General features: G+C 61.8%; 34 protein-coding genes. 33 read left to right on the forward strand and 1 reads right to left on the reverse strand.

Going from position 1 to position 23,982, the window contains the following annotated elements:
- Positions 1–110 precede the first annotated feature (110 nt).
- The 32 genes from IEV93_RS18945 to IEV93_RS19100 all read left to right on the forward strand — a co-directional run bounded on the left by IEV93_RS18945 (position 111) and on the right by IEV93_RS19100 (position 18,468).
- Positions 111–791 (forward strand): lambda exonuclease family protein, encoded by a 681-nt coding sequence (locus IEV93_RS18945; protein ID WP_188491941.1) that lies wholly within the window; start codon positions 111–113, stop codon positions 789–791.
- A complete protein-coding gene (locus tag IEV93_RS22725; RefSeq protein WP_188491942.1) occupies positions 788–1,333 on the forward strand; it encodes an NUMOD4 domain-containing protein in 546 nt (181 codons plus the stop codon). Before IEV93_RS18945 ends, IEV93_RS22725 begins: the two co-directional genes overlap by 4 nt.
- Positions 1,330–1,905, forward strand: a complete 576-nt coding sequence (locus tag IEV93_RS18955) for a hypothetical protein (protein ID WP_188491944.1) — start codon at positions 1,330–1,332, stop codon at positions 1,903–1,905. Before IEV93_RS22725 ends, IEV93_RS18955 begins: the two co-directional genes overlap by 4 nt.
- Positions 1,902–2,171, forward strand: coding sequence for a hypothetical protein (locus IEV93_RS18960; RefSeq protein ID WP_188491945.1), 270 nt, complete (start codon positions 1,902–1,904; stop codon positions 2,169–2,171). The genes IEV93_RS18955 and IEV93_RS18960 overlap by 4 nt, the downstream gene beginning before the upstream one ends.
- A complete protein-coding gene (locus IEV93_RS22730; protein ID WP_188491947.1) occupies positions 2,168–3,163 on the forward strand; it encodes a DNA cytosine methyltransferase in 996 nt (331 codons plus the stop codon). Before IEV93_RS18960 ends, IEV93_RS22730 begins: the two co-directional genes overlap by 4 nt.
- 503 nt (positions 3,164–3,666) lie before the next feature.
- The gene (locus tag IEV93_RS18970; protein ID WP_188491948.1) at positions 3,667–4,047 is read left to right on the forward strand and encodes a hypothetical protein; all 381 of its coding nucleotides are present in this window, start codon (positions 3,667–3,669) and stop codon (positions 4,045–4,047) included.
- Entirely contained in the window at positions 4,044–4,340 is a 297-nt protein-coding gene (locus tag IEV93_RS18975; protein ID WP_188491949.1) for a hypothetical protein, read from the forward strand. Before IEV93_RS18970 ends, IEV93_RS18975 begins: the two co-directional genes overlap by 4 nt.
- A gap of 26 nt (positions 4,341–4,366) precedes the next feature.
- Positions 4,367–5,365, forward strand: a complete 999-nt coding sequence (locus IEV93_RS18980; protein WP_188491950.1) for a hypothetical protein — start codon at positions 4,367–4,369, stop codon at positions 5,363–5,365.
- Complete coding sequence (locus IEV93_RS18985; protein WP_188491953.1) at positions 5,362–5,697, forward strand: hypothetical protein; 336 nt, start codon at positions 5,362–5,364, stop codon at positions 5,695–5,697. Before IEV93_RS18980 ends, IEV93_RS18985 begins: the two co-directional genes overlap by 4 nt.
- Positions 5,694–6,125, forward strand: a complete 432-nt coding sequence (locus IEV93_RS18990; protein WP_229705335.1) for a RusA family crossover junction endodeoxyribonuclease — start codon at positions 5,694–5,696, stop codon at positions 6,123–6,125. The genes IEV93_RS18985 and IEV93_RS18990 overlap by 4 nt, the downstream gene beginning before the upstream one ends.
- Complete coding sequence (locus IEV93_RS18995; RefSeq protein WP_188491955.1) at positions 6,122–6,487, forward strand: hypothetical protein; 366 nt, start codon at positions 6,122–6,124, stop codon at positions 6,485–6,487. Before IEV93_RS18990 ends, IEV93_RS18995 begins: the two co-directional genes overlap by 4 nt.
- Positions 6,487–6,675, forward strand: coding sequence for a hypothetical protein (locus IEV93_RS19000; protein ID WP_188491959.1), 189 nt, complete (start codon positions 6,487–6,489; stop codon positions 6,673–6,675). Before IEV93_RS18995 ends, IEV93_RS19000 begins: the two co-directional genes overlap by 1 nt.
- A 172-nt stretch (positions 6,676–6,847) precedes the next feature.
- Positions 6,848–7,036, forward strand: coding sequence for a hypothetical protein (locus tag IEV93_RS19005; protein WP_188491961.1), 189 nt, complete (start codon positions 6,848–6,850; stop codon positions 7,034–7,036).
- Positions 7,033–7,374 (forward strand): hypothetical protein, encoded by a 342-nt coding sequence (locus IEV93_RS19010; RefSeq protein WP_188491964.1) that lies wholly within the window; start codon positions 7,033–7,035, stop codon positions 7,372–7,374. Before IEV93_RS19005 ends, IEV93_RS19010 begins: the two co-directional genes overlap by 4 nt.
- The gene (locus IEV93_RS19015) at positions 7,371–8,042 is read left to right on the forward strand and encodes a hypothetical protein (protein ID WP_188491967.1); all 672 of its coding nucleotides are present in this window, start codon (positions 7,371–7,373) and stop codon (positions 8,040–8,042) included. The genes IEV93_RS19010 and IEV93_RS19015 overlap by 4 nt, the downstream gene beginning before the upstream one ends.
- 457 nt (positions 8,043–8,499) lie before the next feature.
- Positions 8,500–8,718, forward strand: coding sequence for a hypothetical protein (locus tag IEV93_RS19020; protein ID WP_188491970.1), 219 nt, complete (start codon positions 8,500–8,502; stop codon positions 8,716–8,718).
- A 298-nt stretch (positions 8,719–9,016) separates the two neighbouring features.
- Positions 9,017–9,250, forward strand: a complete 234-nt coding sequence (locus tag IEV93_RS19025) for a hypothetical protein (RefSeq protein WP_188491972.1) — start codon at positions 9,017–9,019, stop codon at positions 9,248–9,250.
- A 150-nt stretch (positions 9,251–9,400) separates the two neighbouring features.
- The gene (locus IEV93_RS22735) at positions 9,401–9,691 is read left to right on the forward strand and encodes an HNH endonuclease (protein WP_188491981.1); all 291 of its coding nucleotides are present in this window, start codon (positions 9,401–9,403) and stop codon (positions 9,689–9,691) included.
- A 112-nt stretch (positions 9,692–9,803) separates the two neighbouring features.
- Positions 9,804–10,109 carry a hypothetical protein gene (locus IEV93_RS19035; protein ID WP_188491983.1) on the forward strand — a complete coding sequence of 102 codons (306 nt, stop codon included), beginning with the start codon at positions 9,804–9,806 and terminating at the stop codon, positions 10,107–10,109.
- A gap of 43 nt (positions 10,110–10,152) precedes the next feature.
- On the forward strand, positions 10,153–11,511 hold the full coding sequence (locus tag IEV93_RS19040; RefSeq protein ID WP_188491985.1) for a terminase: 1,359 nt from the start codon (positions 10,153–10,155) through the stop codon (positions 11,509–11,511).
- Positions 11,508–12,962, forward strand: coding sequence for a phage portal protein (locus IEV93_RS19045; protein ID WP_188491987.1), 1,455 nt, complete (start codon positions 11,508–11,510; stop codon positions 12,960–12,962). Before IEV93_RS19040 ends, IEV93_RS19045 begins: the two co-directional genes overlap by 4 nt.
- Positions 12,943–13,551 carry a VG15 protein gene (locus IEV93_RS19050; protein ID WP_188491989.1) on the forward strand — a complete coding sequence of 203 codons (609 nt, stop codon included), beginning with the start codon at positions 12,943–12,945 and terminating at the stop codon, positions 13,549–13,551. Before IEV93_RS19045 ends, IEV93_RS19050 begins: the two co-directional genes overlap by 20 nt.
- 55 nt (positions 13,552–13,606) lie before the next feature.
- Positions 13,607–14,104 carry a hypothetical protein gene (locus IEV93_RS19055; RefSeq protein WP_188491991.1) on the forward strand — a complete coding sequence of 166 codons (498 nt, stop codon included), beginning with the start codon at positions 13,607–13,609 and terminating at the stop codon, positions 14,102–14,104.
- Positions 14,105–14,136: 32 nt separating this feature from the next.
- Positions 14,137–15,060, forward strand: a complete 924-nt coding sequence (locus IEV93_RS19060) for a phage major capsid protein (RefSeq protein ID WP_188491993.1) — start codon at positions 14,137–14,139, stop codon at positions 15,058–15,060.
- A gap of 171 nt (positions 15,061–15,231) precedes the next feature.
- Positions 15,232–15,612 (forward strand): hypothetical protein, encoded by a 381-nt coding sequence (locus IEV93_RS19065; RefSeq protein WP_188491995.1) that lies wholly within the window; start codon positions 15,232–15,234, stop codon positions 15,610–15,612.
- A complete protein-coding gene (locus IEV93_RS19070) occupies positions 15,609–15,953 on the forward strand; it encodes a hypothetical protein (protein ID WP_188491997.1) in 345 nt (114 codons plus the stop codon). The genes IEV93_RS19065 and IEV93_RS19070 overlap by 4 nt, the downstream gene beginning before the upstream one ends.
- Before the next feature lie 23 nt (positions 15,954–15,976).
- The gene (locus IEV93_RS19075) at positions 15,977–16,141 is read left to right on the forward strand and encodes a hypothetical protein (protein ID WP_188491999.1); all 165 of its coding nucleotides are present in this window, start codon (positions 15,977–15,979) and stop codon (positions 16,139–16,141) included.
- A complete protein-coding gene (locus tag IEV93_RS19080; RefSeq protein WP_229705336.1) occupies positions 16,122–16,382 on the forward strand; it encodes a hypothetical protein in 261 nt (86 codons plus the stop codon). The genes IEV93_RS19075 and IEV93_RS19080 overlap by 20 nt, the downstream gene beginning before the upstream one ends.
- Positions 16,382–16,768 carry a hypothetical protein gene (locus IEV93_RS19085; RefSeq protein ID WP_188492002.1) on the forward strand — a complete coding sequence of 129 codons (387 nt, stop codon included), beginning with the start codon at positions 16,382–16,384 and terminating at the stop codon, positions 16,766–16,768. The genes IEV93_RS19080 and IEV93_RS19085 overlap by 1 nt, the downstream gene beginning before the upstream one ends.
- Before the next feature lie 61 nt (positions 16,769–16,829).
- A complete protein-coding gene (locus IEV93_RS19090) occupies positions 16,830–17,435 on the forward strand; it encodes a hypothetical protein (RefSeq protein WP_188492004.1) in 606 nt (201 codons plus the stop codon).
- 158 nt (positions 17,436–17,593) lie between these two features.
- Entirely contained in the window at positions 17,594–18,061 is a 468-nt protein-coding gene (locus IEV93_RS19095; protein WP_188492006.1) for a hypothetical protein, read from the forward strand.
- Between the two features lie 134 nt (positions 18,062–18,195).
- A complete protein-coding gene (locus tag IEV93_RS19100) occupies positions 18,196–18,468 on the forward strand; it encodes a hypothetical protein (protein WP_188492008.1) in 273 nt (90 codons plus the stop codon).
- Here the strand turns inward: IEV93_RS19100 and IEV93_RS19105 are convergent.
- The gene (locus IEV93_RS19105; RefSeq protein ID WP_188492010.1) at positions 18,465–18,896 is read right to left on the reverse strand and encodes an Rv1352/Rv1906c domain-containing protein; all 432 of its coding nucleotides are present in this window, start codon (positions 18,894–18,896) and stop codon (positions 18,465–18,467) included. The two genes, IEV93_RS19100 and IEV93_RS19105, sit on opposite strands and share 4 nt — an antisense overlap.
- Before the next feature lie 61 nt (positions 18,897–18,957).
- Here IEV93_RS19105 and IEV93_RS19110 point away from each other — a divergent pair, with 61 nt between their 5' ends.
- Positions 18,958–23,982 (forward strand): phage tail tape measure protein, encoded by a 5,025-nt coding sequence (locus IEV93_RS19110; protein WP_188492019.1) that lies wholly within the window; start codon positions 18,958–18,960, stop codon positions 23,980–23,982.

Here is a 23,982-nt window from a genome sequence, read left to right on the forward strand (position 1 = left end):
CAGGAACCCGACTACGAGACCAGACACCAGGACCGAGCAGAGGCGCGGTACTTCCCAACCGCCGAACAACTCGAAGACCGCTACGTGCGAATGCTGGAGAGGGACAACAGATGACACTCAGAACATTTGACCACCTCGAACAAGGCTCCGAGGAATGGTTGGCGGCACGCTGCGGACTCATCACCGCCTCAGTCGTCGGGAAGCTCATCACCGAGAAGACCGTCAAACCAGCCAGCAATCCCGAGTCACGCGGCCTCACAGCCCAGCTCGCAGCCGAACGCATCACCGGCTGGACCGAACCCACCTACGTCAACTTCGACATGCAGCGCGGCCTCGACGACGAACCCGTAGCCCGAGCCAAGTATGCCGAGCACTATGCCCCCGTCACCGAGGTTGGCTTCATGGTCGAGGACAAATGGGGATTCCAGATCGGCTACTCACCCGATGGACTCGTCGGTGATGACGGGCTCATCGAGATCAAGTCGCGCCGTCAGAAGACGCAACTCACCACCGTCCTCAACGACCACCCACCCATCGAGAACATGGCCCAACTGCAGTGCGGGCTACTCGTCACCGGGCGGCAATGGATCGACTACGTGTCGTTCTGCGGGGGACTGCCCCTCTACGTCAAACGGGCCTACCCGCAACCCAACTGGTTCGACGCGATCATCCAAGCCTGCCGCAACTTCGAAGACAACGCCGCCGAGATGATCGCCACCTTCAAAGAGTCCGTCGAAGGACTCCCCACCACCGAACGCAACATCTTCGACCAGGAGATCTCCTTCTCATGAACATCACCGAAGACGACACGGCAGAGGTGTGGCGTCCCATACCCGGCTACGAGAACGCCTACGACGCATCCAACCTTGGCCGAGTCCGGTCCCGTGACCGAGTTACCGACCGCGGTCGGAAGTGGAGTGGGCGCGTTCTCCGTCAGCCGACCATGAAGAACGGCTACCGCATTGTCACTCTGTGGCGAGGTGGCAGCCAGAAGTCCCACCTGGTCCATCGCCTAGTACTTGCAGCGTTTAACGGATGGCCTGAGAGCGGCGCGGAAGGTCGGCACCTCGATGGCGACCAGACCAATAACGCTCTCGCGAACCTGGCCTGGGGAAGCCACTCGGACAACCAGTTCGACCAGGTCGCGCATGGCATGCATTCAAATGCCGCTAAGACTCACTGCCCTCTCGGGCATCCGTACAACGAGATGAACACCTACGTGTACCCAGGCAAGCCGCATCGGATGTGCCGGACATGTCGAACGAATTACCAACGGACGTATCAGCGGAACCTCCGCGCCGCGCGCCGCACAGCTAAGGAGAACGCAGCATGAGCACCCAAGAGGTCGACCTTCTCACGGCCGCAGCAGCCAACTCTGACCAGATCGAAGCCGGAGACTTCCTGACCGGGCCACGGATCGTGACGATCGAATCGGTGAGTCGCGGCTCCGCGGAGCAGCCAGTGAACATCCACCTGGTCGAGTTTCCCGGTCGAGCCTTCCGCCCCTGTAAATCCATGATCCGCGTCCTGCTCGCAGCGTGGGGAGAGAAGGCGCAGACCTACGTCGGTAGACGTATGCAGCTCTACAGGGACCCGAAGGTTGTCTTCGGGGGCAAGGAAGTCGGCGGGGTCCGTATCAGCGCGCTCTCGCACATCGAGAAGTCCTGCACCGTGCAACTGATGGTCACCCGCGGCCGACGTGCCCCCTTCACTGTCGAACCCCTCGCCGAGCAGCCGTCCAAGATCCGCCTCGACGAAGCCAAGATTGCCGCATCCACCCTCGAACAGTGCGGTAAGGCACGCGACTACCTCACCAAGTTCAAGGCCAGCGAACCCGAACGCGCCACGGAACTGCTCGCCCTCGTCGCCAAGCGCGAAACCGAACTCGCAGGGGACACAGCATGAGCAGCAAAGACATGCGTGCCCTCGCTGACAGCATCAGTGCCGCAGCCGACACCATCACCGCCCTCAACGTCAGCAACGGACACGGACGCGACCTCGCCTGGAAATCACGCGACCTCCACAGCCACGCATTCGCACTCCGCATCGAAGCCGACGAACTCGACAACCGCGACGACGAACCCGACAACCCCGAATACGACTGCATCGACTGTGGCGCCCCCGAGTTCGCGCGACACCACCACACATGCCGGCACGGGGCAGACGAATGAGCGGGCCACGTATTGGCTCGCTGTGCTCCGGTTACGGCGGCATCGATCTGGCGGTCGAGCAGTTCTTCGGCGCTAGGACGGCGTGGCATTGCGAGTACGAGCCCGGGCCGTCCAAGATCCTTGCCCACCACTGGGACGTACCCAACCACCATGACCTCACCGCTGTCGACTGGGACACGGTCGAACCCGTCGACATCCTCACCGCAGGCTGGCCGTGCCAGCCCTGGTCTGTCGCCGGCGCACAGAAAGGCATCGAAGATGAGCGAGCAATCTGGCCTGGAGTCGCGGATGCCATTCGCCGTCTACGACCGAGACACGTCGTGCTGGAGAACGTGCCAGCCATCGTTGTTCTCGGAGAGCTTGCCCGAGCAGTCGGCGACCTGGCCTCGCTCGGGTATGACTCGCAGTGGCAATGCCTTCGAGCGTCCGACATCGGGGCACCACACCGGCGTGAGCGGTGCTTCATCCTTGCTAGCGACACCGACAGCCTGGCTAGGGCGGAGGGGGTCACACTCAGTGGGCGATCCGCGGCGATGGGTGAACCCGGAGCGATCCAACGAGTTGTCGGATCAGATGGCGCACATGCTGTTACCGACCCCGAACACCCCTTCGGGTGGACAGGGAATCAGAGACGATGCGGACTGGCGCGGCAACACCCCGTACAGGCCTGGCACCACATCAAAGATTCAAGTGCACCTGGGAGCGATCGACAAGCTGCTGATGTCAACTGGGGGCCTTATCGTGCCGCCATCGAACGCTGGGAGGCAGCCCTCGGTCGACCAGCACCAGCCCCAACTGAACCAGGACGCAACGGACAGCGCCTCTCGCCTCTTCTAGTTGAGTGGATGATGGGGCTGCCCGCCGGCTGGGTCACTGACCCCGCCATTGGGCTGACTCGTAACGAGCAGTTGAAGGCGCTGGGAAATGGAGTCGTGCCGCAGCAAGCGTTGGCGGCGCTGGACTTGCTGTCAGACGTGGAGATCGCAGCATGACCGCGGACCTCGACCCCCTGCAGCCCACCTTGTTCCCCGACCCACCTGTCTTTTGTTGGGTGTGTGCCCGGATGATGGGTGCGCGTCCTGTGGGGTGCGGTTCGTGGTGTGTGGGGGACGAAGCGTGACCCGCGCATGGTCGGGTCCACGCTGCCCCGAATGCCGTTCGCCGGTGAACTCTTGGTCGGTGCGTGCGTGCATGAACTGTGTTGTGGCGCAACAACAAAACGGTGTTGTCGCTGGTAGAATAGACGAAACCGGCCGTGTTGTTGACGCAACCCGACCGGCTTCTAACCGCACCATTTCTGAGTCAACCAGAAAGGAGGGCTAGTGATGAATTCTAGCCCCTGGAAAGTTTTCGGTCCCCGCCCGCTTCACTGCTGGGAGGACAACGACGACAGCACCGCTACGTGCATGTTGTTCGACGCCCATGACGGGCCACACCACTTCGTCCCCGACGCAGACATCTCCGTGTCGTTCGCGCCTGCTGACGAGGCGGACGCATGACACTCACGATCATCTTCGTCGCCGGGGTTGCCACCCCGTTCGCCCTCTATGGTCTCGGGTTGCTGGCCTGGTCCGCATACGACTACCTGACCGCAAAGTGGACCGCATCACGTGACTTCACCACGGCGTCCGCAAGCGCTCGCCGATTCCTGATCATCAACATGGTCGAAGAACTGATGCAGGCATCCCACGCAAGGGCCTTTCGATTCCCCGGCAATCGGGTCTTCCTGATCCGCTCCACGCCTCGGCACGAGTTCGACCCTGTGGCAAACGGATACATCCTCATCACCGGCAAGTACGACAAAACCTCGCGTCTGATGAACGGGGTATTCGACGAGATTGGGTTTGCCGTTCCGGATGAGGTGGAGGAGCCGTGACCAGTAAGCGATTGAGAGTCGCCCCCACGCCGTCAGCGACACCACTGACCGTTGACGAGGTGCAGCAGAACGGGAACGTCCTCGCAAAGAAGATCCGCCGCGACATCCTCAGCGCGCTGTTCCACTCATCGAACGTCGGTGCGGCTGGCGCATTCAATGAGAAGTACACGCCCTACAACATTCGAGCGATCCGCAACGAGGCTCGCCAAGCGATCGATGCCTGGCAAGAAGTCGAGGCCGCAGCAACGGAACTGTTGGATCAGGCCAAGCGTATGCGGTCCGGTGGTGCCTGATGCCTAAGGCAAGAGATCACGCCCGGATGCACACCGACATCTGGGGCAACGACGACTGGCTTGACCTCACCGTCGACGCCCAAAACCTGTACATGATGCTCTACACCAGCCCCGCTCTGTCGCTCTGCGGTGCCGCTGACTGGCATGTTGGCAGGCTCTGCAACCGGGCCGCGGACTGGACGCCGGCGAAGATCGAACGCGCCGCCGAGGAACTGTCCGAACGCCTGTTTCTCATCATCGACACCGAGACGGACGAGTGCCTGCTGCGGTCATGGGTGAAGCATGACGGACTGTGGCGCACCCCCAACATGGCCGTCTCCGTCACCAACGCACGGGCCGATCTCGCATCCCGTACGTTGCGTGGCGTCATCGTCCACGAGGTCCGAAAGTTGCGTGATGCGGAGCCTGAATCGACGTCGTGGGAGAAGGACGCGGTGAAGGGGATGCTGCGTCAAAACGCAGTCGACCCTGAGGAACTGCCCCCGTTTAAGGGTGCTTCTAACCCTGGCTCTAAGGGTGCCTCTAACCCTTACGTTAACCCCGGCTCTAAGGGTGGGCTTGAAGAAGATCTAAGGGATGGGGTTAAGGGTGCCTCCAACGGTGGCCCTACTACCTCTACCTCTATTACTACTACCTCTACCAAAAGCTCTAGTGCACGAGCGCGCCGCGAACCCCACCCAATTCCCGACTCCTGGCAGCCCACCGACATGCATCGCGCGAAGGTCGGGTCGACCGTCAAAGCCGGTGTCGATGTCGACTTCGAAGCCGAGCAATTTCGCAACCACGCAATCGCCAATGACAGACGGCAAGCGAACTGGGATGCCTCGTTCGCGACGTGGCTCGGTAGATCCGAACCACGCAAGCAAGACGCCAGACGGGCACCCGATGGCCGAGAGCTCACCAAACGCGAACGCCAGTTCCTCGACCTCGAGCTCAAGAAAGACAACCCCAACCCTGCCGTCCTCGCGCAGTTCGGCATGACACCCAACAACCACCTCCGAGCAGTCCAGGGCGGCACAGCATGACCAGAGACCAGATCATCGAACTCCTGCAAGTGATCCAAAGCTACGACTCACGCACCATCGACGAGTTGGCCATCCACACGTGGGGCAAAGCGGCTGAGATCGGACGGTGGGCGCCAGAACCCGCCGCGGCAGCAGTTCATGCCCACTACGCCGATACGACGGCCTGGTTGATGCCAGGGCACATCACGCAGGCAATCCGGTCAGCGGCACGACAGCCCGCACCTGTCGACGAGGTGGTGTTCGCGTTGGACAAGCCTGTTGCGTCTCCTGAGCGTCGAGCCGAGTTGATGGCGCAGATCCGGCAGCTCGGCGACAAGAAGGCTGTGCGGTGAGCGACCTAACCACATCGACGACCCTGTTCGTCCCGGGCCATCCAGCCGCGCAAGGTTCGAAGGCGTTCAAGGGGATGCGCAACGGGAAGCCGATCCTGGTGGAGCAGTCGGGTCGCGTTGCCCCGTGGCGGCAATCGGTGGCAACAGCAGCGAGGTTCGTCCACCCCGATCTGGTGACGGGTCCTGTGTCGGTGCGCCTGGAGTTTGTGATGCCGCGCCCGAAGTCAGCTAAGCGCGACGTGGTGGTGCCGGCGACGAAACGCACGGGTGATTTGGACAAACTTTCTAGGGCCGTTTTCGACGCACTCTCCGGATCAGCATTCGTCGATGACGCACAAGTCACCGAACTCCACGCCACCAAACGGGTCGCACTCACCGATGAGGCACCCGGAGTACGCATCACCCTCACCACTAGGGAGCAGCAATGAGCGAGACCGTGCGCGAAGCACTCAACGTTGTCGACGACACCATGTCGTTCTCTAGCCGCGATTGGGGCGCATCAGCCGATCTCGCAATCCTCTGGGCGGTGTTCTGCGGATGGGACGACGAGGACAACCCGACCGAATCCGCCTACCCGGAACTCGCTGAACGGTTCGGTTGGGCGGCTGAGGATGTCGCCAAGTTCCGACAGTTCCACGCAGCGATCCAGTCGGCACGCAGCGAGACCCCCGCTAACCCGTCTGATTCGCTTCGTGCCCGCCTAACAGCCTTCGCCCGCGACTGCACCCTGAACGGCGACATGACACCCGCTGCAGAACGAATGCTGCGGCAGATATTGGAGGAAAGCTGATGAGACTGTTCAATCACACCCGGCCCCCACGCGTACGGATCTTCGACAGCAACGGGCAACAAATCCTGATCGGCACCAACGAACTCGTAGACGTCATCGTCCGAGAAGGCTCCGTGCACAGCTACACCAGCACATCCGACGACGGATCCATTGGCGGCGCATTCATAAACGCGGAAGTGGCGCGATGACGGCACCGCTAATGCCAACCCGGTGCAGGTTCGGGATACACCGCTGGACCGTCTGGTCAATCGGCGGCATCACGACCGTCACCGATGACTGGGGTGGCGTGACCGAGAAGCGCCGCCACTACAAGGACTGCGTCCTTTGCAGAAAATCCAAATGCAAACTCAGGAGGGGCTAATGAGCACCGAACAGCAGAAGTGCCCGCACTGCGGTAACCCGATCGCACGCACATCCCGCAGCAGCAACACCGAGTGGCAAGCGACGCCCAACAGCCTGGTCAAAATCGGGAAGCTGATTTACGGCGGCGGCGGCAAAAGCGGACCCAATGGTGGCACAACCTACTTCGACCCTCCGGAGACCCGATGACTGACACGACCATGCAGTCCCTGCTCGACGTCCACCGCACCGAACTCAACACACGCGACACAACGATCGAGCGGATGAAGTTCGACGCCGAGAAGACGAAGAACTACAACGACATGCGCGTCGGCGAGTTGGAACGCGATCGAGAGAAGCGGGCCGCACGAGCAGCGCAACTCGAACGCGAAAACAAAGAGTTCGTGAAGATCATCGACGACCGTGACGCTCAGATCGCAAAGCTGCAGCAGGCTACCGAATCGCTCAACCAACTCCTCACATCCGAACGGTCCGCGTTCTCCGCATACCGCGACACACACCCAGACACCAACGGAGACGACGCATGACCGACGACCAGTTCTTCATGCCGCGGGATCAGCAGGACGCGCTCGTTGAGTCGCTGCATCAGGTTCCCAAGATTGCCGAGGACATCGCGGTCACGTTGGCTCGCATGGATCGTGTCGCCAAGCAGGAGGGCACATCGAGACGCAGCAAGCGGGGGAGTGTGCCTGATGGCGTGAACATCGCTGCACTCGACGACTGGACGCAGCTGCACGCTGTGCTTGTGTCCTGGGTGCGGATGGTGTGCGAGGAACGTCACCTCATGCCGCCGGCCGATGCGCTGCTGTCGTTGGCGTCGTGGTTGCGGCACCACATCGAAGACCTCGCGATGTGCGAAGGATGCGAGGAGTCGGTTGATGAGGTCGCGAAACTGGTGGACCGTTGCCAGTCATGCATCGATCTGCCCTGGGAAGACCCAACTGTGCGCTCAGACGATCCACGGGTTTTGCTGGCGCGTAGGCAGGCTGAGACGGTGCATGTCACGTACACGACGATCGAAGCCGTGTGCCGCACGATGGATGTGGACCCGATGATCAACGAGCAGCGGATGAAGTACGTGGTTCGGCGGGCCAGCATCGACCACAGCGGCAAGGATCCGGTGACGCGCACCAAGTTCTGGCGGCTGGCGGACATCATCGACGCGGACACGGAGATGCGTAAGGACGCTGCTTGACGTCCGATCGCACGGTGGGCGTGGTACTCTTCGCGTTAGCGAGGACCGTCCCCATCGGACGCCTCGCTTTCGTCGTCTCTACCCCCGTTCTTTCCCGTCGCTAGCCAGCGCAGGGAATCGTCTCCACCCCCGGAGATCGCCGCCTATCGCGGCCACACAACGCAGGGAGCGCGTCTGCGTGTGGGATCCGAGCATCCCGCAGCTCGTCCATTAACCAACGCGCTTCTACTTCCCGAGAGATCAACTTCCCCGGTTACTGCCGCACACCCCCAAGTGCTGCGCTCTCGGGAACCTTCTTCACGGAGGTCCACATGGTCACACGCCAAGCCGTCGAGGACATGTTGCGTGATGCCGTAGTCGACTCACTCGAACCATGCGAACCCCGAGAACGAGCTGCACGGTTCGCTCGCGTCGACACGCTCCGCAACAAACTGGCGACGATGAAGGAGACCGTGGCGTGAGCGACGAGAACGACACGCAGGGAATCGAAACCAGCTACATCACGATCACCCGCACGTTCTACCCCGACCGAGACGCCAACAGTGGCGACGTGATCGACGTTGAAACGTCGGACGGACTACTCATGGTCGAATCACTCGGACTGCTGGAGTTCGCCAAAGCGCACCTCATCGCTCCACTGATCATGGACCCACCGCCCGAGAGCGACGACGAATGATCACAGTCCTCTGCGTGTGGTGCAGCAAGACACGACACGCGCCATGCAGCCAGGTATGCAAGCTCGCCACACAGGCTGTCGCAGTAGACGACAAGCCCACACCCAAACCCACACCTTGACGCAATGCGTGTACTCGCCGCCGTTGTCTGGCCCATCGCAACACTCGACCGCTACCTCACCGACCGGCGTGTACGAGCAGCCGAAACCGAACGCGCATCCTGCCTCGCCATCGCAGCATCAGCACGACGCGGCGAATACTTCCGACAAACCTTGGCTGACGACATGGAACGAGACTGCGATGACTGAAGTCCAGATCACGCACGACCATCCCGAGTACGACAACGTGACCCGCGTCCTCGGCGACCTTGCGCGCTGGGTACCTGACGAGCGCTGCTGGATCATCGACAACGGCATCGAACGACACCTTGAGGTCGAGACATTCGTGCGTGGTGCGGACGGCAACTACGTAGTCAACGAAGCCAATGACGACGTGCTCATCAACGACGAACGCACCATCATCTCGCTCGACTGACATGGATCCTCTCGACCTACTCCTAGCCCGGGCAGCAACCATCGCAGCCAACCAATCACAAGGGCTACCCGCAGCACGCACCCTCGTCAACGAAGCCATGCAAACACAGCAATGGGACTGGATGTACAGGCAGCCGGCACGACACAGGGCATGAGCACAGGCGCTAACCCGCGATACGCCAACGGTTCCAGGCGCAGAGCACTACGGGCACGCATCCTCGCAACCGAGACACACTGCGGCATCTGCGGCGAACCAGTCGACACCACCATCCCAACACCACACCCAGACTCACCCGAGATAGACGAGATCCACCCACTAAGCAAGGGCGGCGATCCACTCTCTCGCAGCAACTGTCAACTGACCCACAGGCGATGCAACAGGGCCAAGAGCGACACAACACCAGGCGATCACCGACAGTTCGAGACCGACAGAACCTGGTGAAACGACGGGGCAGCGGGTATCCCCTCCCCCCAACGGCCCCGGCGACCTAAAGGCATAGCGCCGATCTATCTATTACGTTTTTTGTTTCACCGTGAAGTGAAAGGAGGCCCCGATGGCTGTGAAGCGTTCGCATGTTCGGGTGGTTGCTCCTGGTGAGCAGGCGGTTCCGGCGAAGGTTTTGTCGCTGAATGAGGCGATTGAGTCGGGGGATTACCTCGAGATTCTGCGTGCTCAGCGGCGTGACATTGTGTCGTCTTTGCCTGATGAGCGTGGCCCTGCGAAGGCTGCGTTGCATCGTCAGTTGGCGTTGATCTCGAAGGAGATTCAGGCGTTGGAGGCAAGGGGCGCCCAGGCTGCGAGGGAGGACGCCGAGGGTGTCGCCGTCGATGATGAAGCCTGGGACGCCGAAGCTCTCTGAGGTAGCTCGTAAGGTTTCGGCGCCGACTGGGATCGTTTCGACGATGTGGCCGGCGGTGGAGGAAACCTGTCGGTCGAAGCTGGGGATTTTGTTTGATCCGTGGCAGAACCAGTCTGGTCGGTTGGCGTTGGCTCGTCGTGCTGATGGGCGGATGGCGGCGACTGTCGATGGTGTTGGGATGTCGATTTGTCGGCAGGCCGGTAAGACGCACTGGATGACCGGGTTGATCTTCGGGTTGAGCATTATTCGGCCGGGGACGTCGACGGTGTGGTCGGCGCATCATGCGCGGACTCATGGCGAGACGTTCCTATCGATGGCTGCGTTCGCTGAGCGTCTGCGTGTGGCTCCGTACATCGAGCAGGTGTTCCGCGGTTCGGGTGAGGAAGAGATCCGTTTCGCGAACGGATCTCGGATCTTGTTCGGTGCGCGTGAGCGTGGGTTTGGTCGCGGTATCCCGGGCGTGGATGTGATCGTTGCTGATGAGGCGCAGATCATGTCGGAGAACGCTGTTGATGCGATGACGGCGACCATGAACACGTCGAAGTTTGGTTTGGCGTTCTACATCGGCACTCCGCCGAAGCCTGCTGATCCGAGCGAGGCGTTCACTCGGATGCGGGATGAGGCGTGGGCCGGGACGTTGGCTGACGGTGTGTGGATCGAGTTCGGTGTCGATACTGGTGCGGATCCAAACGCTGCTTCGACGTGGGCGCGCGCTAACCCGTCGTACCCGCATAGGACGCCTGCGGAGTCAATGAAGCGGCTGCAACGGAAGCTGAGCCCCGAGTCGTTCCTGCGTGAAGGCCTGGGCATCTGGGACGTTGGGGGCGGTTCGGCAATCGTGCCGGCGCACCAGTGGACGCAGTTGGTTGCTCCTGGTCCCGCACTCGGTAAGGCTCCGGATTCGTTTGGTGTCGCCGCCCACGACAACCAGTTTTCAGTTGTGGCGTGTTGGGTTGGTGGGGAGTCCCGCCATGTTGAGGAAGTGTTCGCGAATCCTCGCCTCGACCTGGTTGCTGATTTTCTTGCTGCTCGAGCTGGTCGGCGTGCCCCGATCTTGGTGCCGAATTATGGTGCTGCGGCTCCGTTGCAGCCGATGTTGCAGGCGAAGCGTGTGAATGCGCGGTCGGCGTCGACTGGTGATGTTGGTCGTGGCTGCGAGTTGCTGGTTGAGGGGTGTGAGGCGGGTTGGTTGTCGCACGCCGATCAGGTGCAGTTGGCTGATTCGTTGGCTGCGGCGCGGAAAAAGTTTGGTCGTGATGGTGCGGCGTGGACGTTCGATTTGAAGTTGTCGACGTTGAATGCCCCGATCATGGCGACGGTGCTGGCTCTTGCTGGTGCCACGAAAACACGAACCACAAACAGTGGTGAGCGGTCGACTCGGAAGGTGAGGGTGACGAATTGATCCCACGTCTCGCCATTCCTGGCCTCGACGATGCGGACGCGCAGACGTTGGCGACGCTGATGAACCAGTTGGATGCGAAGTCGATCCGGAACGTGTTGCGTACCGACTACTACGAGTCGCGGTACCGCTTCCGGGATTTGATGATTTCGACGCCTCCGCAGCTTCGGGACAAGATCGAGGCGGTGTTGGATTGGCCGGCGAAGTCGGTGGATCTGTTGTCGCAGCGGGTGATGATCGACGGGTTTGTGTCGTCGGATGCGTCGCCTGCCGATCTGGGTGTCGATGAGTTGTGGCGGTCGAACAATCTTGATGTGCGTGCCCCGCAGGCCCACGATTCGGCCCTGATCCATGCGTGCGCGTTTGTGTGTGTGACGTTGGGTGATGTGGCGTCGGGGGAGCCGCCGGTGATCATGTCGCCTGTGTCTGCGTTGAATGGTACGGCGTTGTGGGATGTGCGTCGTCAGCGATTGTCCGCGGCGTTGGAGATTGTGGACCGTGCTGTCGATGGTGGTCAGCCGACTGTGATGGTGATGTATCTGCCGGATCGGGTGGTCACCCTTGAGCAGCAGCGTGTCGGTGGTAATTGGAATGTGACGACCCGCCCGCATCGTTTGGGCCGGGTTCCTGTTGAGCCGATGCCGTATCGCCCGCATCTGGATCGTCCGTTCGGTCGGTCTCGTATTTCGCGGCCGATCATGTCGATCACAGATTCGGCGTTGCGGACGGTTGTGCGTTCGGAGATCGGTGCAGAGTTTTTCGCGGCGCCCCGGTTGGCGGCGTTGAACATGCCGAAGGATGCGTTTGAAGACGGCGGCTGGAATGCGCTGTTGTCGCGCGCCCTGGTGGTTGATGCCCCAGCGCAGGACGACCTTGATGCGGACCCGAACTTTCAGCCCAGCATTCAGCAGTTGCAGCAAATTTCGATGCAGCCGCATGTGGAGCAGTTGCGGATGTTCGCGACCTTGTTTGCGTCTGCGGCGTCGTTGCCGCTGGATGCGGTGGGGATTGTGCAGGACAATCCGTCGTCGGCTGAGGCGATTGAGAAGGCCGAGAAGAATCTGACGTTGGAGGCTGAGCGGACGGGCTCGATGTTCGCGTCGGCGTGGACTCGGGCGATGCAGACGGCGTACATGATGGCGAATGATCGGCCGGATGCGCCGGAGGTTGCGTCGTTGCGTGCGAAGCCGCGTGATCCTCGGATGACGTCGAAGGCTGCTGCGGCGGACACGATGTTGAAGCAGATCGCGGTGATCCCGTGGCTTGCTGAGACTGAGGTTGCGTTGGAGCAGTTGGGTTATGACCGGCCGACGATTGATCGTTTGTTGGCTGAGCGTCGTCGCGCGAATGGCGGTTCGGTTCTTGAGCGTCTTCGTCAGCAGTCTCCTGTGGTGGTGAGTAATGCCAGCAACGACGACGGAGCTACGCAGCCTGTTGATCAGCCTCAGCGATAACGCGGAGGCTGATCTAGCGGCCTTGTGGGCGCAGCTCGACGCGGCATCCGTCCGCGATGGACTGTTCGACGTGCTGCCCGCGCTGGTCGGTGACTACGGGGACGCGGCGGCGACGTTGACGGCCGAGTGGTACGACGAGCACCGCGCCGACCTGAACGTCCGCGGCTCGTTCGTCGCCGACGTTCCCGCGAACTCGCAACTGGGTGTGGAAGCACTCGCCGGTTGGGGATCCTCACTCGCGGCGCAGAACCCAGAGACGGCGCTACAACTGCTGTCCGGTGGCCTCGTGAAGCGTGTGTTCACCGCTAGCCGAGACACCTTGACCATTGCGACAGACCGCGATCCGCAAGCCCGTGGATGGCAGCGCGCCGGCCGCGGGGAGTGCGAATTCTGCCGAATGTTGATCGGGCGCGGCGTTGTCTACACACGCTCGAGCGTCAACTTCGGCGCCCACGACAACTGCAAATGCGTGGCCGTCCCCGCTTTCGGTGGCCGCGAACTTCCGGTCAAACCGTTCCAGGGGACCGAACGCAACATCAGCGACGCCGACCGTGCCCGCGTCCGGGCATGGATCGCCGCGAACCAATAGACCACCTTCCGAGCGTGATGCCCGGAAGGCATACCCCCGCGATGGAGGAACCCCCATGTCCGACGAGAGCACAACCACACCCGATGACGCTCAGGAGACGACCGACACCACGCAGGGCGACCCTGCTGATCTTGGTGACGGCGGCAAGAAGGCGTTGGTGGCTGAACGCCGCCGCGCCAACAGTGCCGAACGTGAACTGAAAGACATCAAGGCGCAGCTCGAACAGATCGAGGCAGCGAAACTGTCCGATCTCGAGAAGGCCCAGAAGCTCGCCGCCGAAGCCCAGGCTGAGGCGGTACAGGTTCGGGCGGAAGCGCTGCGGTACAGGATCGCCGCGAAGCACTCAATCACCGATGAGGACGCTGAACTGTTCCTCACCGGCGGCGACGAGGAGACCCTGACCCGTCAGGCCCTTCGACTCGCTGAGCGCAACGCTGAGACGTCACCCAAAGCGGGTGTGTACGTGCCCCAGTCCGGACAGACACCGAGCGCACCAGCGCTCAACGGAGACGACCTCGAACAGTCGCTCCGCCGAAAACTCGGCATCGGCTAGGGCCGGTTCCACACTCGTAGAAAGGATTTGCAATGGCCCAGTCCAATGCAACCAACACGAGCGACTTTTCCGGATTCCTTCGCCCGGATGTCGCCCAGAACTACTTCGAGCAGGCACGCAAGTCATCTTCGGTGATGCAGCTTGCCCGCCAGATCCCTCTTGGCATCAACGGCCAGGAGATCCCGTACAGCACCAGCAAGGCAACTGCCTCGTGGGTGTCTGAGGGTGGCCTGAAGCCGACCACCGAGTCGGGTATCGCACTGAAGTCGATCAAGCCCCACAAGATCGCTGCGATCTCCGTGGTGTCGGCTGAGGTTGTGCGCGCCAACCCGGGCAACTACATGCAGATCCTGCGTGACGACATCTCCGAGTCGTTCGCCGTCGCTTTCGATGCGGCTGCACTGCACGGAACGTCGACCCCGTTCGGGGCCTACATCGACCAGTCGACCAAGGCTGTCGAGTTGGGGAGCACCGCCAAGGCAAACGGTGGCGTGTTCGGTGACGTTGTCGCCGGCCTCAAGACCCTCACCGACGCGAACAAGAAGCTGACCGGCTTCGCGTTCGACCGCAAGGTTGAGCCGACGTTCCTCGGTGCTGTCGACAACAACGGTCGCCCCCTGTTCGTCGAGACCCCGCTCGCCGAGACCACCAACATGATCACCCCCGGTCGCCTCATCGGCCGTCCCGCGTTCCTCGGTGACGGACTGTCGACCGCAACCGTGTCCGGAACCCCCAACACCGGCGGCATCGTCGGCTACGGCGGCGACTGGAACCAGGTCGTGTGGGGTGCTGTCGGCGGCATCTCCTACAAGGTGTCGACCGAGGCGACCGTCACCATCGGCGGCACCTTGACGTCGCTGTTCGAGCACAACCTCGTCGCGATCCTCGCTGAGGCCGAGTACGGGCTGCTCATCAACGACGTCGATGCGTTCGTCAAGTTCACGGACAACACCTGATGCCTCGCCTGAAGCACCCCGACCTCGGGACTTTGCTCGAGGTGGGTGACGACCTGGCTGATCTGTATGCATCGCGTGGGTTTGTGTCGGCTGACGCGGACGAGAAGCCTCGACGGACTCGCCGCAAGACCGCCGCTGACAGCGACGACGACAACTGAAGTGGGGTGACTCGTGCCGGCAGTAGTGTTCACCGCTGATGATGATTTGAAGCCGTTCGTCTCGATTGATGGGGCGAAGGCGGACATCATGATCAGGGATGCGCTGGCCCTGGCGGCACGAGTCGCGCCCTGCATCCTCGACGACGACTTCCCCAGCCCCGACGCTGCCAAGGCGATCATTCGTGGAGCGATTCTGCGGTGGAACGATGCGGGCTCGGGTTCGGTGACGCAGAAGACTGCGGGACCGTACGGCGTCACTGTCGATTCGGGTCGCAAGTCCATGTTTTGGCCGTCTGAGATCAAGGATCTGCAGCGGTTGTGCCCTGGTTCGTCTACGGGCGGTCGGGGTCGCGCCCACATGGTCGACATGTTCACTGATCCGGATGTCGCATGAGTGACTTCCCCCTCCTGTTCACGGTTGAGCATCTGAGTTATTCGGATGGTGTGGATAACGGTTGGGGTGATCCGACTGAGGGTTGGTCTGATCCGATTGTGAAGCCGGTGTATGGCTGGGGCGCTCCTGGTGGCAATGAGCCGAAGCTTGCTGGTGATGACCGGGTGTTGGTTGATACGGAGTTGTTGGTGCCGCCGGGTTTCGAGTGTTCGCCGCGTGATCGCATGGTTTTGGATGGCGACGAGTTCGAGGTTGTGGGGCCGGTTCAACGGTATGACCACAATCCGTTCGGTTGGAATCCTGGTGGTGTCGTCAGTCTGCGGCGCGTGACTGTCCGGTGAGGACTTTGCATGTTGTCGTCGGCGTGATCGCCGGCGATGAGCAGTGGCACGAGTTCAAGTCGGAACATGCGACGTGGATGACTGAGCCGTCTGGGGTACTCAACATTTTCCGTAAGCCGAACGACCAGTGGGCGTCGTATGCGCCGGGGGAGTGGAAGGCGGTGCGTGATGCCAGCGGTCAGGATTGATTTTGATCGGCAGGAGTTCTACAATATTCGCCGCGATCCGGCGGTTGTGGCGCTCGAGGAACAGGTCGCTCAGGGGATCGCTGATCGTGCGAACGATTGGGGCAAGGGCACGTTCGTCGTTGGGTCTCAGCAGGGCCGCCGTAACCCCCAAGGTCGGTGGCGCACCAGTGTGGTGACGGCCGACGCGAAGGCTATGGCGTCGAATGCGAAACACAACATCCTGATCCGGTCGATGCCCTGATGGCTGTCTCTGTCATCGCCGCCGCCCGTGCTGTCCTCGTGGCTGCATTGCCCGGTGTGAACGTGTCCTACAAGATCCCGGAGCCGTTGACGCAACGGTTCATTCGGATCTCGCGGGCTGGTGGTCCTCGTGGCCGCGACATCGACTCACCCCGGATCATCGTCGAGTGTTACGCCTCCACCGCCGCGAAAGCTGCGGACGGTCCCCGGGCTGAACTCGACGCATACGCCGCGGCCGACGCGCTACGTGTCGCCGCTTCTGGTGGTCCGTGGGCTGGCGGATGGATCACGGGCTGGGAACAGAACAACATCCTCGACTTCCCTGACCCCTCACAAACCCAACACGCCCGGTGGCAGTTCACCGGAACGCTGTACCTCCTCACCTGATCTGTAACTGCACAACCCTTTCTGCGGCTCCTGGTCACAATGCCTGAAAGGGGCACCCATCATGGGAAACGTCAATCATTCGTTCGTTGCGCAGTCCATTCAGGGCGGCGTTGTTTTCGCCGGCCCGTCCGGAGTCCTCACGCTCCCCACCACCGCATCTGATGCGGCGCTGACCACCCAGTGGAAGGCGCTCGACCTCGGCACTCTCGCTGAGGATGGTCTGTCGATCTCGTACCAGCGGTCGTCGACCAAGGTGAAGGACTTCGACGGCACCACCTACCGGAGCCTGCAGGACGACTTCATGGACGGGTTCAAGGCGACGTTCCTCGACGCCGACAACCTGAACCTCGTGAAGTCGGTGTTCGGTTCGGCGAACGTCTCCACCTCGGCTGCGACCTCCACGCATGGCGAGCAGATGACGATCTTCCACGCGCCGGAGCAGCTTCCGTTCCAGCAGGCTGTCGTGGCGGTGAAGTCGGGCACGAAGCGCAAGGTGTACGTCGCCGAGATTTGCCAGGTGTCGGAGATCGCGGAGATCAAGGACGTGTACAACGACGTCACCAAGTACGAGGTGACGTGGGATGTGTACCGCGGCAGCGACGGCTACTTCCTCAAGGAGTACCGCGACAACGGTGTTCTCGTCACTTCCGGCGGCGGCGGCTCGTAACTAGCTCACCCGGGCGGGGTGCCCTCTCACCCCCGCCCGGGTGCTCGACTCGGCCTGGCGATTGGGTGTCCCAATTCCCTGACCAGGAGCCGCGCCTTGATCGCCAGGCCGGGGCTTGCTCCTGATCAAATCAACACAATGAAAGAAGGCTCCTGGTCATGTCTGTTCCCGAGGGTTACGCCCTCGCTCCCACGTCGTCTGATCACCTCGTCAAGATCGCAGTTCCCATTCCGGGGCGTGATCCGATCCTGATCGAGGCGCCGAAGCTGGCGTGGATGCTGCCGTCTGATGTTGAGCAGTACGAGAAGTTCGCGCAAGAGCATGTCGAGGCCGCGAATAAGATCGACGCATGGCACCGCGACAACGATGACCTGCCCGAAGCGGATCGTTCGCCGTACCCGCAGGAGGCAGACGACCTGACGGGCGCGAGCGATTCGGAGCGCAGCCATCAGGTGATGCGGGAACTTCGGTTGCGGTGGATCAAGCCGCACGTGAAGCCGGCGGACTACAAGATCCTGCTGACTTCGAAGAAGGTTCCTGAACGCACCTTGCAGTGGATCATCGACGAGCTGTCGAAGCCTGACACCATCACGGCGGGGGAATCCGTGGCCTCCACCGACTCCTAACCGAGCACGGGGAGGCCGTCGAATACGACCTCATTGAGCGTGGGCTGCGGCTCCGCGATCTCGGTAACCCACGGGCGAATTTCAACTGGACTGATCTGCGGGCGATCGTAAACCGCGCCGAGACGGATCCTTCTATGGAACTGCACCGGCGGATGAATCCTGAGTGGCGGTTCGCGGAACCGAACACTTTCCTTTTGGCCGAGATCGCAAACATTCAGTCGTGGATGCGGTACTTCGAATTGTCGTCGCGCGTGGAGCGTGCCGACGACGTGCCGGTCATGTTTCGGCCCGCCCAGTACGGTCCTGTACGCGAAGATCCAGCACCATCGAAGCCTGCTGACGATCCGGCGGCTGCAGATGCTGCGCGGTCTGTTGCCGCCGATCTCAGAGCTGAACTTGTCGCCTAGGGCTGCAGCGTCCAGTTGCAATTGATGGTCTGTACGACCTGACCATCTGCGACTTCCATGTACCCGGGTCCGAAGAATGTGTTGCCGCCCGTCGCCTCAGTCAACGAGGCGCCGCGACGGGGCAGAAACGTGTAGGCACATCCGGCTGAGGAGTCGGACGGCCCGGTCGTTTGGTACGTGCCAGCCGCCACATCTGTCCCCACCACGAACGTCCCGCTACCCATTGAGGTGGCGATTGCGGGCGTCGAAGACGTCTCCGGTGCAGGTATCGGCTCCGGTGTAGTCGCCACCTGAGTTTCGGTCTCCGTCGAGATGACGGTGACGGTCGAGGGCTCAGCCTTTTCCGTGTCGTTCGATGAGCATCCGGTCGCGACGAAAAGCGCCAGCAATCCGGCGCCAACCATTCCAGCGAGTTTCAACTTTTCCATTGCTTAATCGTAATGCGCCAGGAGGTGTGTCATCGCGGAGTTAGCAACTGCATACATCAGTGTGGTCGCCGAGACGTCGGGCATTCCTCGTCAGATCCGTAGTGCTTTCGGTTCGGCTCAGCGGGACGCCGATAGCGCGGGCCGTAACAGCGGTCGGTCGTTCGCGTCGTCGTTTGGCTCGTCTCTGAAAGGGCTCGGTGCTGCCGCTGGCGTGACCGGCGGAATCGCGGCGGTCGCGGGTGCCATGAAGTCGGCGATCTCGTCGGGCATGGATTTCACGACCAGCTTGAACACGATGCAGGCGGTGGCTGGTGCGTCGGCGGATCAGGTGGCGCGCGTGGGTCAGATGGCCCGCCAGCTCGGTACTGACAACTCCCTCGCTGCGACGTCGAGTGTCGATGCGGCGCAGGCGATGCTTGAACTCGCTAAGGGCGGGTTCACGGTCGATCAGTCGATGCAGGCCGCTCGGGGAACCCTGCAGTTGGCGGCTGCCGCTCAGATCAGTGCCGGTGAGGCGGCGACGATTCAGTCGCAGGCGCTGCAGGCATTCGGGCAGAACGCTTCCTTCGCTGGCACGGCCTCGGACATTTTGGCGAACTCGGCGAACGCTTCGTCGGCTGAGATCACCGACGTTGCGCAGGCGTTGCAGCAGTCGGGCACGGTCGCGAACCAGTTCGGTATTTCGATGAACGATACGGCCGCGGCGATCTCGTTGATGGCGAACTCGGGCATCAAGGGTTCTGACGCCGGCACCCTACTCAAGTCGGCGCTGTTGGCGTTGACCGATCAGGGCAAGCCCGCGCAGTCCGCGATGGAAGAACTTGGGATCACTGCGTATGACGCGCAGGGCAAGTTCGTTGGGTTGTCGTCGCTGTTTGGTCAGTTGCAGACGGCGTCGAAGGGCATGTCGGCTGAGCAGTATCAGGCGGCGACTTCGGTGCTGTTCGGTTCGGACGCTATGCGTATCGCTGGTATCGCGGCGCAGCAGGGTAAGACCGGCTTCGATCAGATGTCGGCGGCTATGGGTCGGCAGGGTGCTGCCGCCGATGTTGCTGCGGCGAAGATGCAGGGTTTGCCGGGTGCGTGGGAGAAGTTGAAGAACGAGGCGCAGGACGCGGGCCTGGCGTTCTACGACTTGGTGAAGGGGCCGTTGACGGCGGCTGCAAACAGTGTGTCGTCGGGTATCGGTGGCGCAGTTGACGCTATCGGGCGTCTTGGTGGCGAGGGGCTGGACAAGCTTCGCGATCTGGGGTTCTTGTCGCAGGCTGGCACAACGTTCGAGAAGTTGCGGGATGCGGTGGTGGCTGCGGCTCCGGGGCTAGGGCAGATCGCGAAGTCGTTGGCGGAGGCTGCTGCAGTTATTGGCGGTGCGACGTGGCTTGCGTTCTCGGGTGCTCTGCAGGTAGCGGCGGGTGCGCTACAGGTGATCGCCCCGCTCCTTGAGTCGGTTGGCGACTTGATGCAGGGCAACCAAACTCTCGTCACCGCACTGCTGGGGGCTTACCTCGCTTTTAAAATCATCCCAGGCATCGTAGGCCGTATCGGGTCTGCGTTCTCGCCGATCACTAGCCGTATATCGGCCACGACCTCATCGGTCGGAAGTTTTAACGACCAAGTTCGTCGACTGCAAACCGTGTCGGCGACCACTGGAACTTCGGTTGGTCGGCTCGGTGCTCAGATGGCAATCCTGGGCAGTAATTCGCCTGCGATCGGTCGTATGCGGCAGGCGTTTGTTGACGCTTCCTCGGCGGCGTCACGTATGCCGCGCACGGTGGGCACAGCGGCTGGTGCACTGTCGGGGCTGCGCACGGGTATCGGCGCGGTGTCGGGTGCTATGGGTGGCCCTTTGGGTATCGCCCTCGCTGCGGGAACTATAGCGATGGGTGTATGGGGCAAGAGCCAGGCAGACGCTGCCAGGGACGCCGCAGAGAATAAGCGGCAGATTGATGAACTGTCGCAAGCGATCAACTTTCAGACAGGTGCGCTTGACGCTCAAGGCAAGAAGAAGGTGTTCGATAAACTCTCGGGCGAGGGCGTATTTGACACCGTTGATAAGAACCCGCAACTCGGGGTATCGGCGGCACAGGTTCAGTCTGCCGCCGAGGGGCAGAAGTCGGCCATAGATACGGTCAACGCGGCTCTTGATCGCCAGGCCGCCAAGTCAATTGAGAACTCGAAGTACTGGCAGACCAACGGCAAGGACTATGCCAAGGCCGGCGTGTCCATGCAAGAACTGACCGCTGCTGTTCGTGGGAACGGTGACGCGCAGGAGGCGGTCAAGAGCAAGCTGCAGGCTGCTGGTTGGGAGAACTACGACTCGGCGGTCGGTCGTGCCCGGAACGGCCTGGATAGTGCCGGTCAGTCTGCCGTCGCCTTGGGCGAGAAGATTGGGTCGACTAACGAGACCCTTGGCAAGTCGCAGGAACGCGCCCGGCAAGAGGCCGAGGCGTTGGGGTTGGTGTCGCAGCGGTTCGAGGAGATTGCGAAGCAGTTCGCGACCCCGGGAACGACGTCGATCCAGGTTGATACCAGCCAGATCGCCGGCGCTGAGGACCGACTGAAGTCTCTCGGGTTCACGACGCGGTCGCTGCCGAACGGCAAGGTTGAGATCACCGCGAACGATGAGGCTGCGCGTGCTCGGCTGCAGTTCGTGTCGACCAACGTCAACCTGTTGAACGCGTTGACGGCGAACCCGAAGATCGGGCTGAACGACGATGCGTTCTCGCTGGGCGATCAGAAGGCGCGCAACACGTTGCGTGATCTGTCGGGTCAGATTGCGGACCCGAAGGCGAAGCTGACGATCACCGATCTAATCAACGGTAAAGCCGTTTCGCTGGCTGAGTTGCAGCAGCTGGATCAGACGATCAGTAACCCGCAGGTGCGTGCGGATGTCACTAAGGCGCTGCAGAACATCGACGCGGTGAACAAGGCGTTGGATCAGGCTGCCCGCACCCGTATAGCGAACATCACTGCCCAGGTGCAGGGTCTCGACTTTGGTGAGCGCACTCAGAGTGGGCGTGTGTTCCGTGGTCCGGGGTTGGCGCAGAACGCTGATGGTTCGATCCGTCAGTATGCGAATGGCGGCATCAACGCGCTCGAGTCGTATGCGAACGGAAAACTCCCTACGCAGGCGGTGATTCAGAAGGCGCAACCGAATTCGTTGGTGCAGTGGGCTGAGCCTGAGACGGGTGGCGAGGCGTTTATCCCGTTGGCGCAGGGTAAGCGTGGCCGGTCTACGAGCATCTTGACGGCGGTTGCTCAGATGTTTGGCTTCGATCTGGTGCCGCAGGGCAATCTTTCGGGGACTGTGTCGGGGATGGCTGGTGCGTTGTCGGGTGGCGCTGTGTCGGGTCTGTTGGCTCGCACTGGTTTGGATCGGATGTACAAGTTCGCGGCTGGTGGTGTGACGGCTGAGGGTTTGAAGGCGTTGGCGCAGGGGACTGGTGCGTCTCGTCCGTTGACTGGTGCCCCGTATGTGTGGGGTGGCACGAACTGGGGTGATTGCTCGGGTGCGATGAGCGCGTTTGCTCGGTTCGCTGCAGGTTTGGATCCGTTCGGTGGCCGGTTCTCGACGGCGACGATGGGCGCCCAGTTGCAGCAGATGGGTTTCTCAATGGGCCGCGGCACGTCGGGTGATCTGCGGTTCGGGTGGCACAACGGTGGTCCGGGTGGCGGTCATACGTCGGGCACATTGCCTGACGGGACTGCTATCGAGATGGGTGGCGGTAACGGCGGCGGCATGTTGGGTGGTGGTGCTGCGAACGCTGATGATCCGCAGCACAACGAGCACGCCTACATGACGATCGGCCCGGCGTACACGGATGCGGGTGCGGATCCTGGCGGGTTTGTGGTGCGTCCTGATGGGACGATCGCGTTCAATCCGGGTAACGGAAACTTTTCGGCCGGCGGTTCGTCGGCGGGCTCGAGTGCGGGTAGCGCTGAGTCGGGTGGCACGTCGTTGTCGACGCGGCTGGGTTCGGCGGCTGGGTCGTTCATTGAGGGCCAGATTGCGTCGATGTTGTCGGTGTTGTCGGTGAATGATTCGCCGGGTGCGTTGGCTGCGATCGCCGAGTATGAGAACCAGGTGAAGTCGTCTAAGAGTGGTTCGGGTTCGGGTTCTGCGGTTGATCCTGCTGCGTTGAAGACTTCGTATGAGACGGCTAAGGCTGAGGCGGACAAGCGGTATGAGGCCGAGGTGTTGCGCCGTAAGCAGGAGTATGAGGCTGAGCGGAAGAAGCTGCAGGATCAGCAGAAGGCGACGAAGGATGTCGCGAAGAAGGCTGAGCTGGATCGTAAGCTCGCTGATCTGAAAACCAAGTATGAGAACGATTCGTTGGCGGCGAAGCAGAAGCATGATGATGCGGCGTTGCAGGCGAAGCAGAAGTTCGATGAGGTCAAGAAGACTGGCGCGTCTGCTAATTCGGCTGCGTCGGCTCAGCAGTCTGCGGTCACTGATCCGGGTTCGACGGTCCCGAAGAAGGGTGAGGATCTGGGTGTCCGGGCTGGTGTGTCCGGTGGCGGGATCAAGGAGGCGTTCAAGTCGGGTCTGCGGGATGCGTGGCGTGTTGGTCAGCCGTGGACCGACTCCGAGTGGATCGTCAACAAGGAGTCGTCGTGGAACCCGGCGGCGAAGAACGGCAAATACTTTGGGCTGATTCAGGCTGGCCCCGAGGTGTATCAGGCGGCGGGTAAGTCGCCGACGACGACGGATCCGCGTGAGCAGGGGCAGGTGTTCGACAAGTATGTCGGGGACCGTTACCAGGATCCGATGCGTGCGCGTGCTCATCATCAGGCGAACAACTGGTACGACCAGGGTGGTGCCGCGATTGGTACGGGGTTGATGGCGAAGAACGTGATCGCCCCCGAGCGCGTCCTGTCGCCACGTCAGACTGCGGCTTTCGAAAGCATGGTGCAGCGCGATTTCCAGGCGGGCGGCGGTACGGGTGCGCTCGAGGAGAAGTTCGACCGCCTCATCGATCTGATGTCGAAGCGTCCACCTTTGATGCCTGTGGTTGTTCCTGACGAGGCTGGTCGTCGTCGTGTCGAGCGGGATAGGACGGTGCAGCGTCACTTGGTGAGCAAATGA

It is taken from the genome of Williamsia phyllosphaerae, assembly GCF_014635305.1.
GTDB classification, from domain to species: Bacteria; Actinomycetota; Actinomycetes; order Mycobacteriales; family Mycobacteriaceae; genus Williamsia_A; species Williamsia_A phyllosphaerae.

What these genes read in the sequence shown, in the direction of transcription:
- IEV93_RS18945 (WP_188491941.1), top strand. Translation starts at nt 111, where the DNA reads ATGACACTCAGAACATTTGACCACCTCGAACAAGGCTCCGAGGAATGG.
- IEV93_RS22725 (WP_188491942.1), top strand. Translation starts at nt 788, where the DNA reads ATGAACATCACCGAAGACGACACGGCAGAGGTGTGGCGTCCCATACCC.
- IEV93_RS18955 (WP_188491944.1), top strand. Translation starts at nt 1,330, where the DNA reads ATGAGCACCCAAGAGGTCGACCTTCTCACGGCCGCAGCAGCCAACTCT.
- IEV93_RS18960 (WP_188491945.1), top strand. Translation starts at nt 1,902, where the DNA reads ATGAGCAGCAAAGACATGCGTGCCCTCGCTGACAGCATCAGTGCCGCA.
- IEV93_RS22730 (WP_188491947.1), top strand. Translation starts at nt 2,168, where the DNA reads ATGAGCGGGCCACGTATTGGCTCGCTGTGCTCCGGTTACGGCGGCATC.
- IEV93_RS18970 (WP_188491948.1), top strand. Translation starts at nt 3,667, where the DNA reads ATGACACTCACGATCATCTTCGTCGCCGGGGTTGCCACCCCGTTCGCC.
- IEV93_RS18980 (WP_188491950.1), top strand. Translation starts at nt 4,367, where the DNA reads ATGCACACCGACATCTGGGGCAACGACGACTGGCTTGACCTCACCGTC.
- IEV93_RS18985 (WP_188491953.1), top strand. Translation starts at nt 5,362, where the DNA reads ATGACCAGAGACCAGATCATCGAACTCCTGCAAGTGATCCAAAGCTAC.
- IEV93_RS18995 (WP_188491955.1), top strand. Translation starts at nt 6,122, where the DNA reads ATGAGCGAGACCGTGCGCGAAGCACTCAACGTTGTCGACGACACCATG.
- IEV93_RS19000 (WP_188491959.1), top strand. Translation starts at nt 6,487, where the DNA reads ATGAGACTGTTCAATCACACCCGGCCCCCACGCGTACGGATCTTCGAC.
- IEV93_RS19005 (WP_188491961.1), top strand. Translation starts at nt 6,848, where the DNA reads ATGAGCACCGAACAGCAGAAGTGCCCGCACTGCGGTAACCCGATCGCA.
- IEV93_RS19010 (WP_188491964.1), top strand. Translation starts at nt 7,033, where the DNA reads ATGACTGACACGACCATGCAGTCCCTGCTCGACGTCCACCGCACCGAA.
- IEV93_RS19015 (WP_188491967.1), top strand. Translation starts at nt 7,371, where the DNA reads ATGACCGACGACCAGTTCTTCATGCCGCGGGATCAGCAGGACGCGCTC.
- IEV93_RS19025 (WP_188491972.1), top strand. Translation starts at nt 9,017, where the DNA reads ATGACTGAAGTCCAGATCACGCACGACCATCCCGAGTACGACAACGTG.
- IEV93_RS22735 (WP_188491981.1), top strand. Translation starts at nt 9,401, where the DNA reads ATGAGCACAGGCGCTAACCCGCGATACGCCAACGGTTCCAGGCGCAGA.
- IEV93_RS19035 (WP_188491983.1), top strand. Translation starts at nt 9,804, where the DNA reads ATGGCTGTGAAGCGTTCGCATGTTCGGGTGGTTGCTCCTGGTGAGCAG.
- IEV93_RS19040 (WP_188491985.1), top strand. Translation starts at nt 10,153, where the DNA reads ATGTGGCCGGCGGTGGAGGAAACCTGTCGGTCGAAGCTGGGGATTTTG.
- IEV93_RS19055 (WP_188491991.1), top strand. Translation starts at nt 13,607, where the DNA reads ATGTCCGACGAGAGCACAACCACACCCGATGACGCTCAGGAGACGACC.
- IEV93_RS19060 (WP_188491993.1), top strand. Translation starts at nt 14,137, where the DNA reads ATGGCCCAGTCCAATGCAACCAACACGAGCGACTTTTCCGGATTCCTT.
- IEV93_RS19070 (WP_188491997.1), top strand. Translation starts at nt 15,609, where the DNA reads ATGAGTGACTTCCCCCTCCTGTTCACGGTTGAGCATCTGAGTTATTCG.
- IEV93_RS19080 (WP_229705336.1), top strand. Translation starts at nt 16,122, where the DNA reads ATGCCAGCGGTCAGGATTGATTTTGATCGGCAGGAGTTCTACAATATT.
- IEV93_RS19085 (WP_188492002.1), top strand. Translation starts at nt 16,382, where the DNA reads ATGGCTGTCTCTGTCATCGCCGCCGCCCGTGCTGTCCTCGTGGCTGCA.
- IEV93_RS19090 (WP_188492004.1), top strand. Translation starts at nt 16,830, where the DNA reads ATGGGAAACGTCAATCATTCGTTCGTTGCGCAGTCCATTCAGGGCGGC.
- IEV93_RS19095 (WP_188492006.1), top strand. Translation starts at nt 17,594, where the DNA reads ATGTCTGTTCCCGAGGGTTACGCCCTCGCTCCCACGTCGTCTGATCAC.
- IEV93_RS19100 (WP_188492008.1), top strand. Translation starts at nt 18,196, where the DNA reads ATGGAACTGCACCGGCGGATGAATCCTGAGTGGCGGTTCGCGGAACCG.
- IEV93_RS19105 (WP_188492010.1), bottom strand. Translation starts at nt 18,896, where the DNA reads ATGGAAAAGTTGAAACTCGCTGGAATGGTTGGCGCCGGATTGCTGGCG.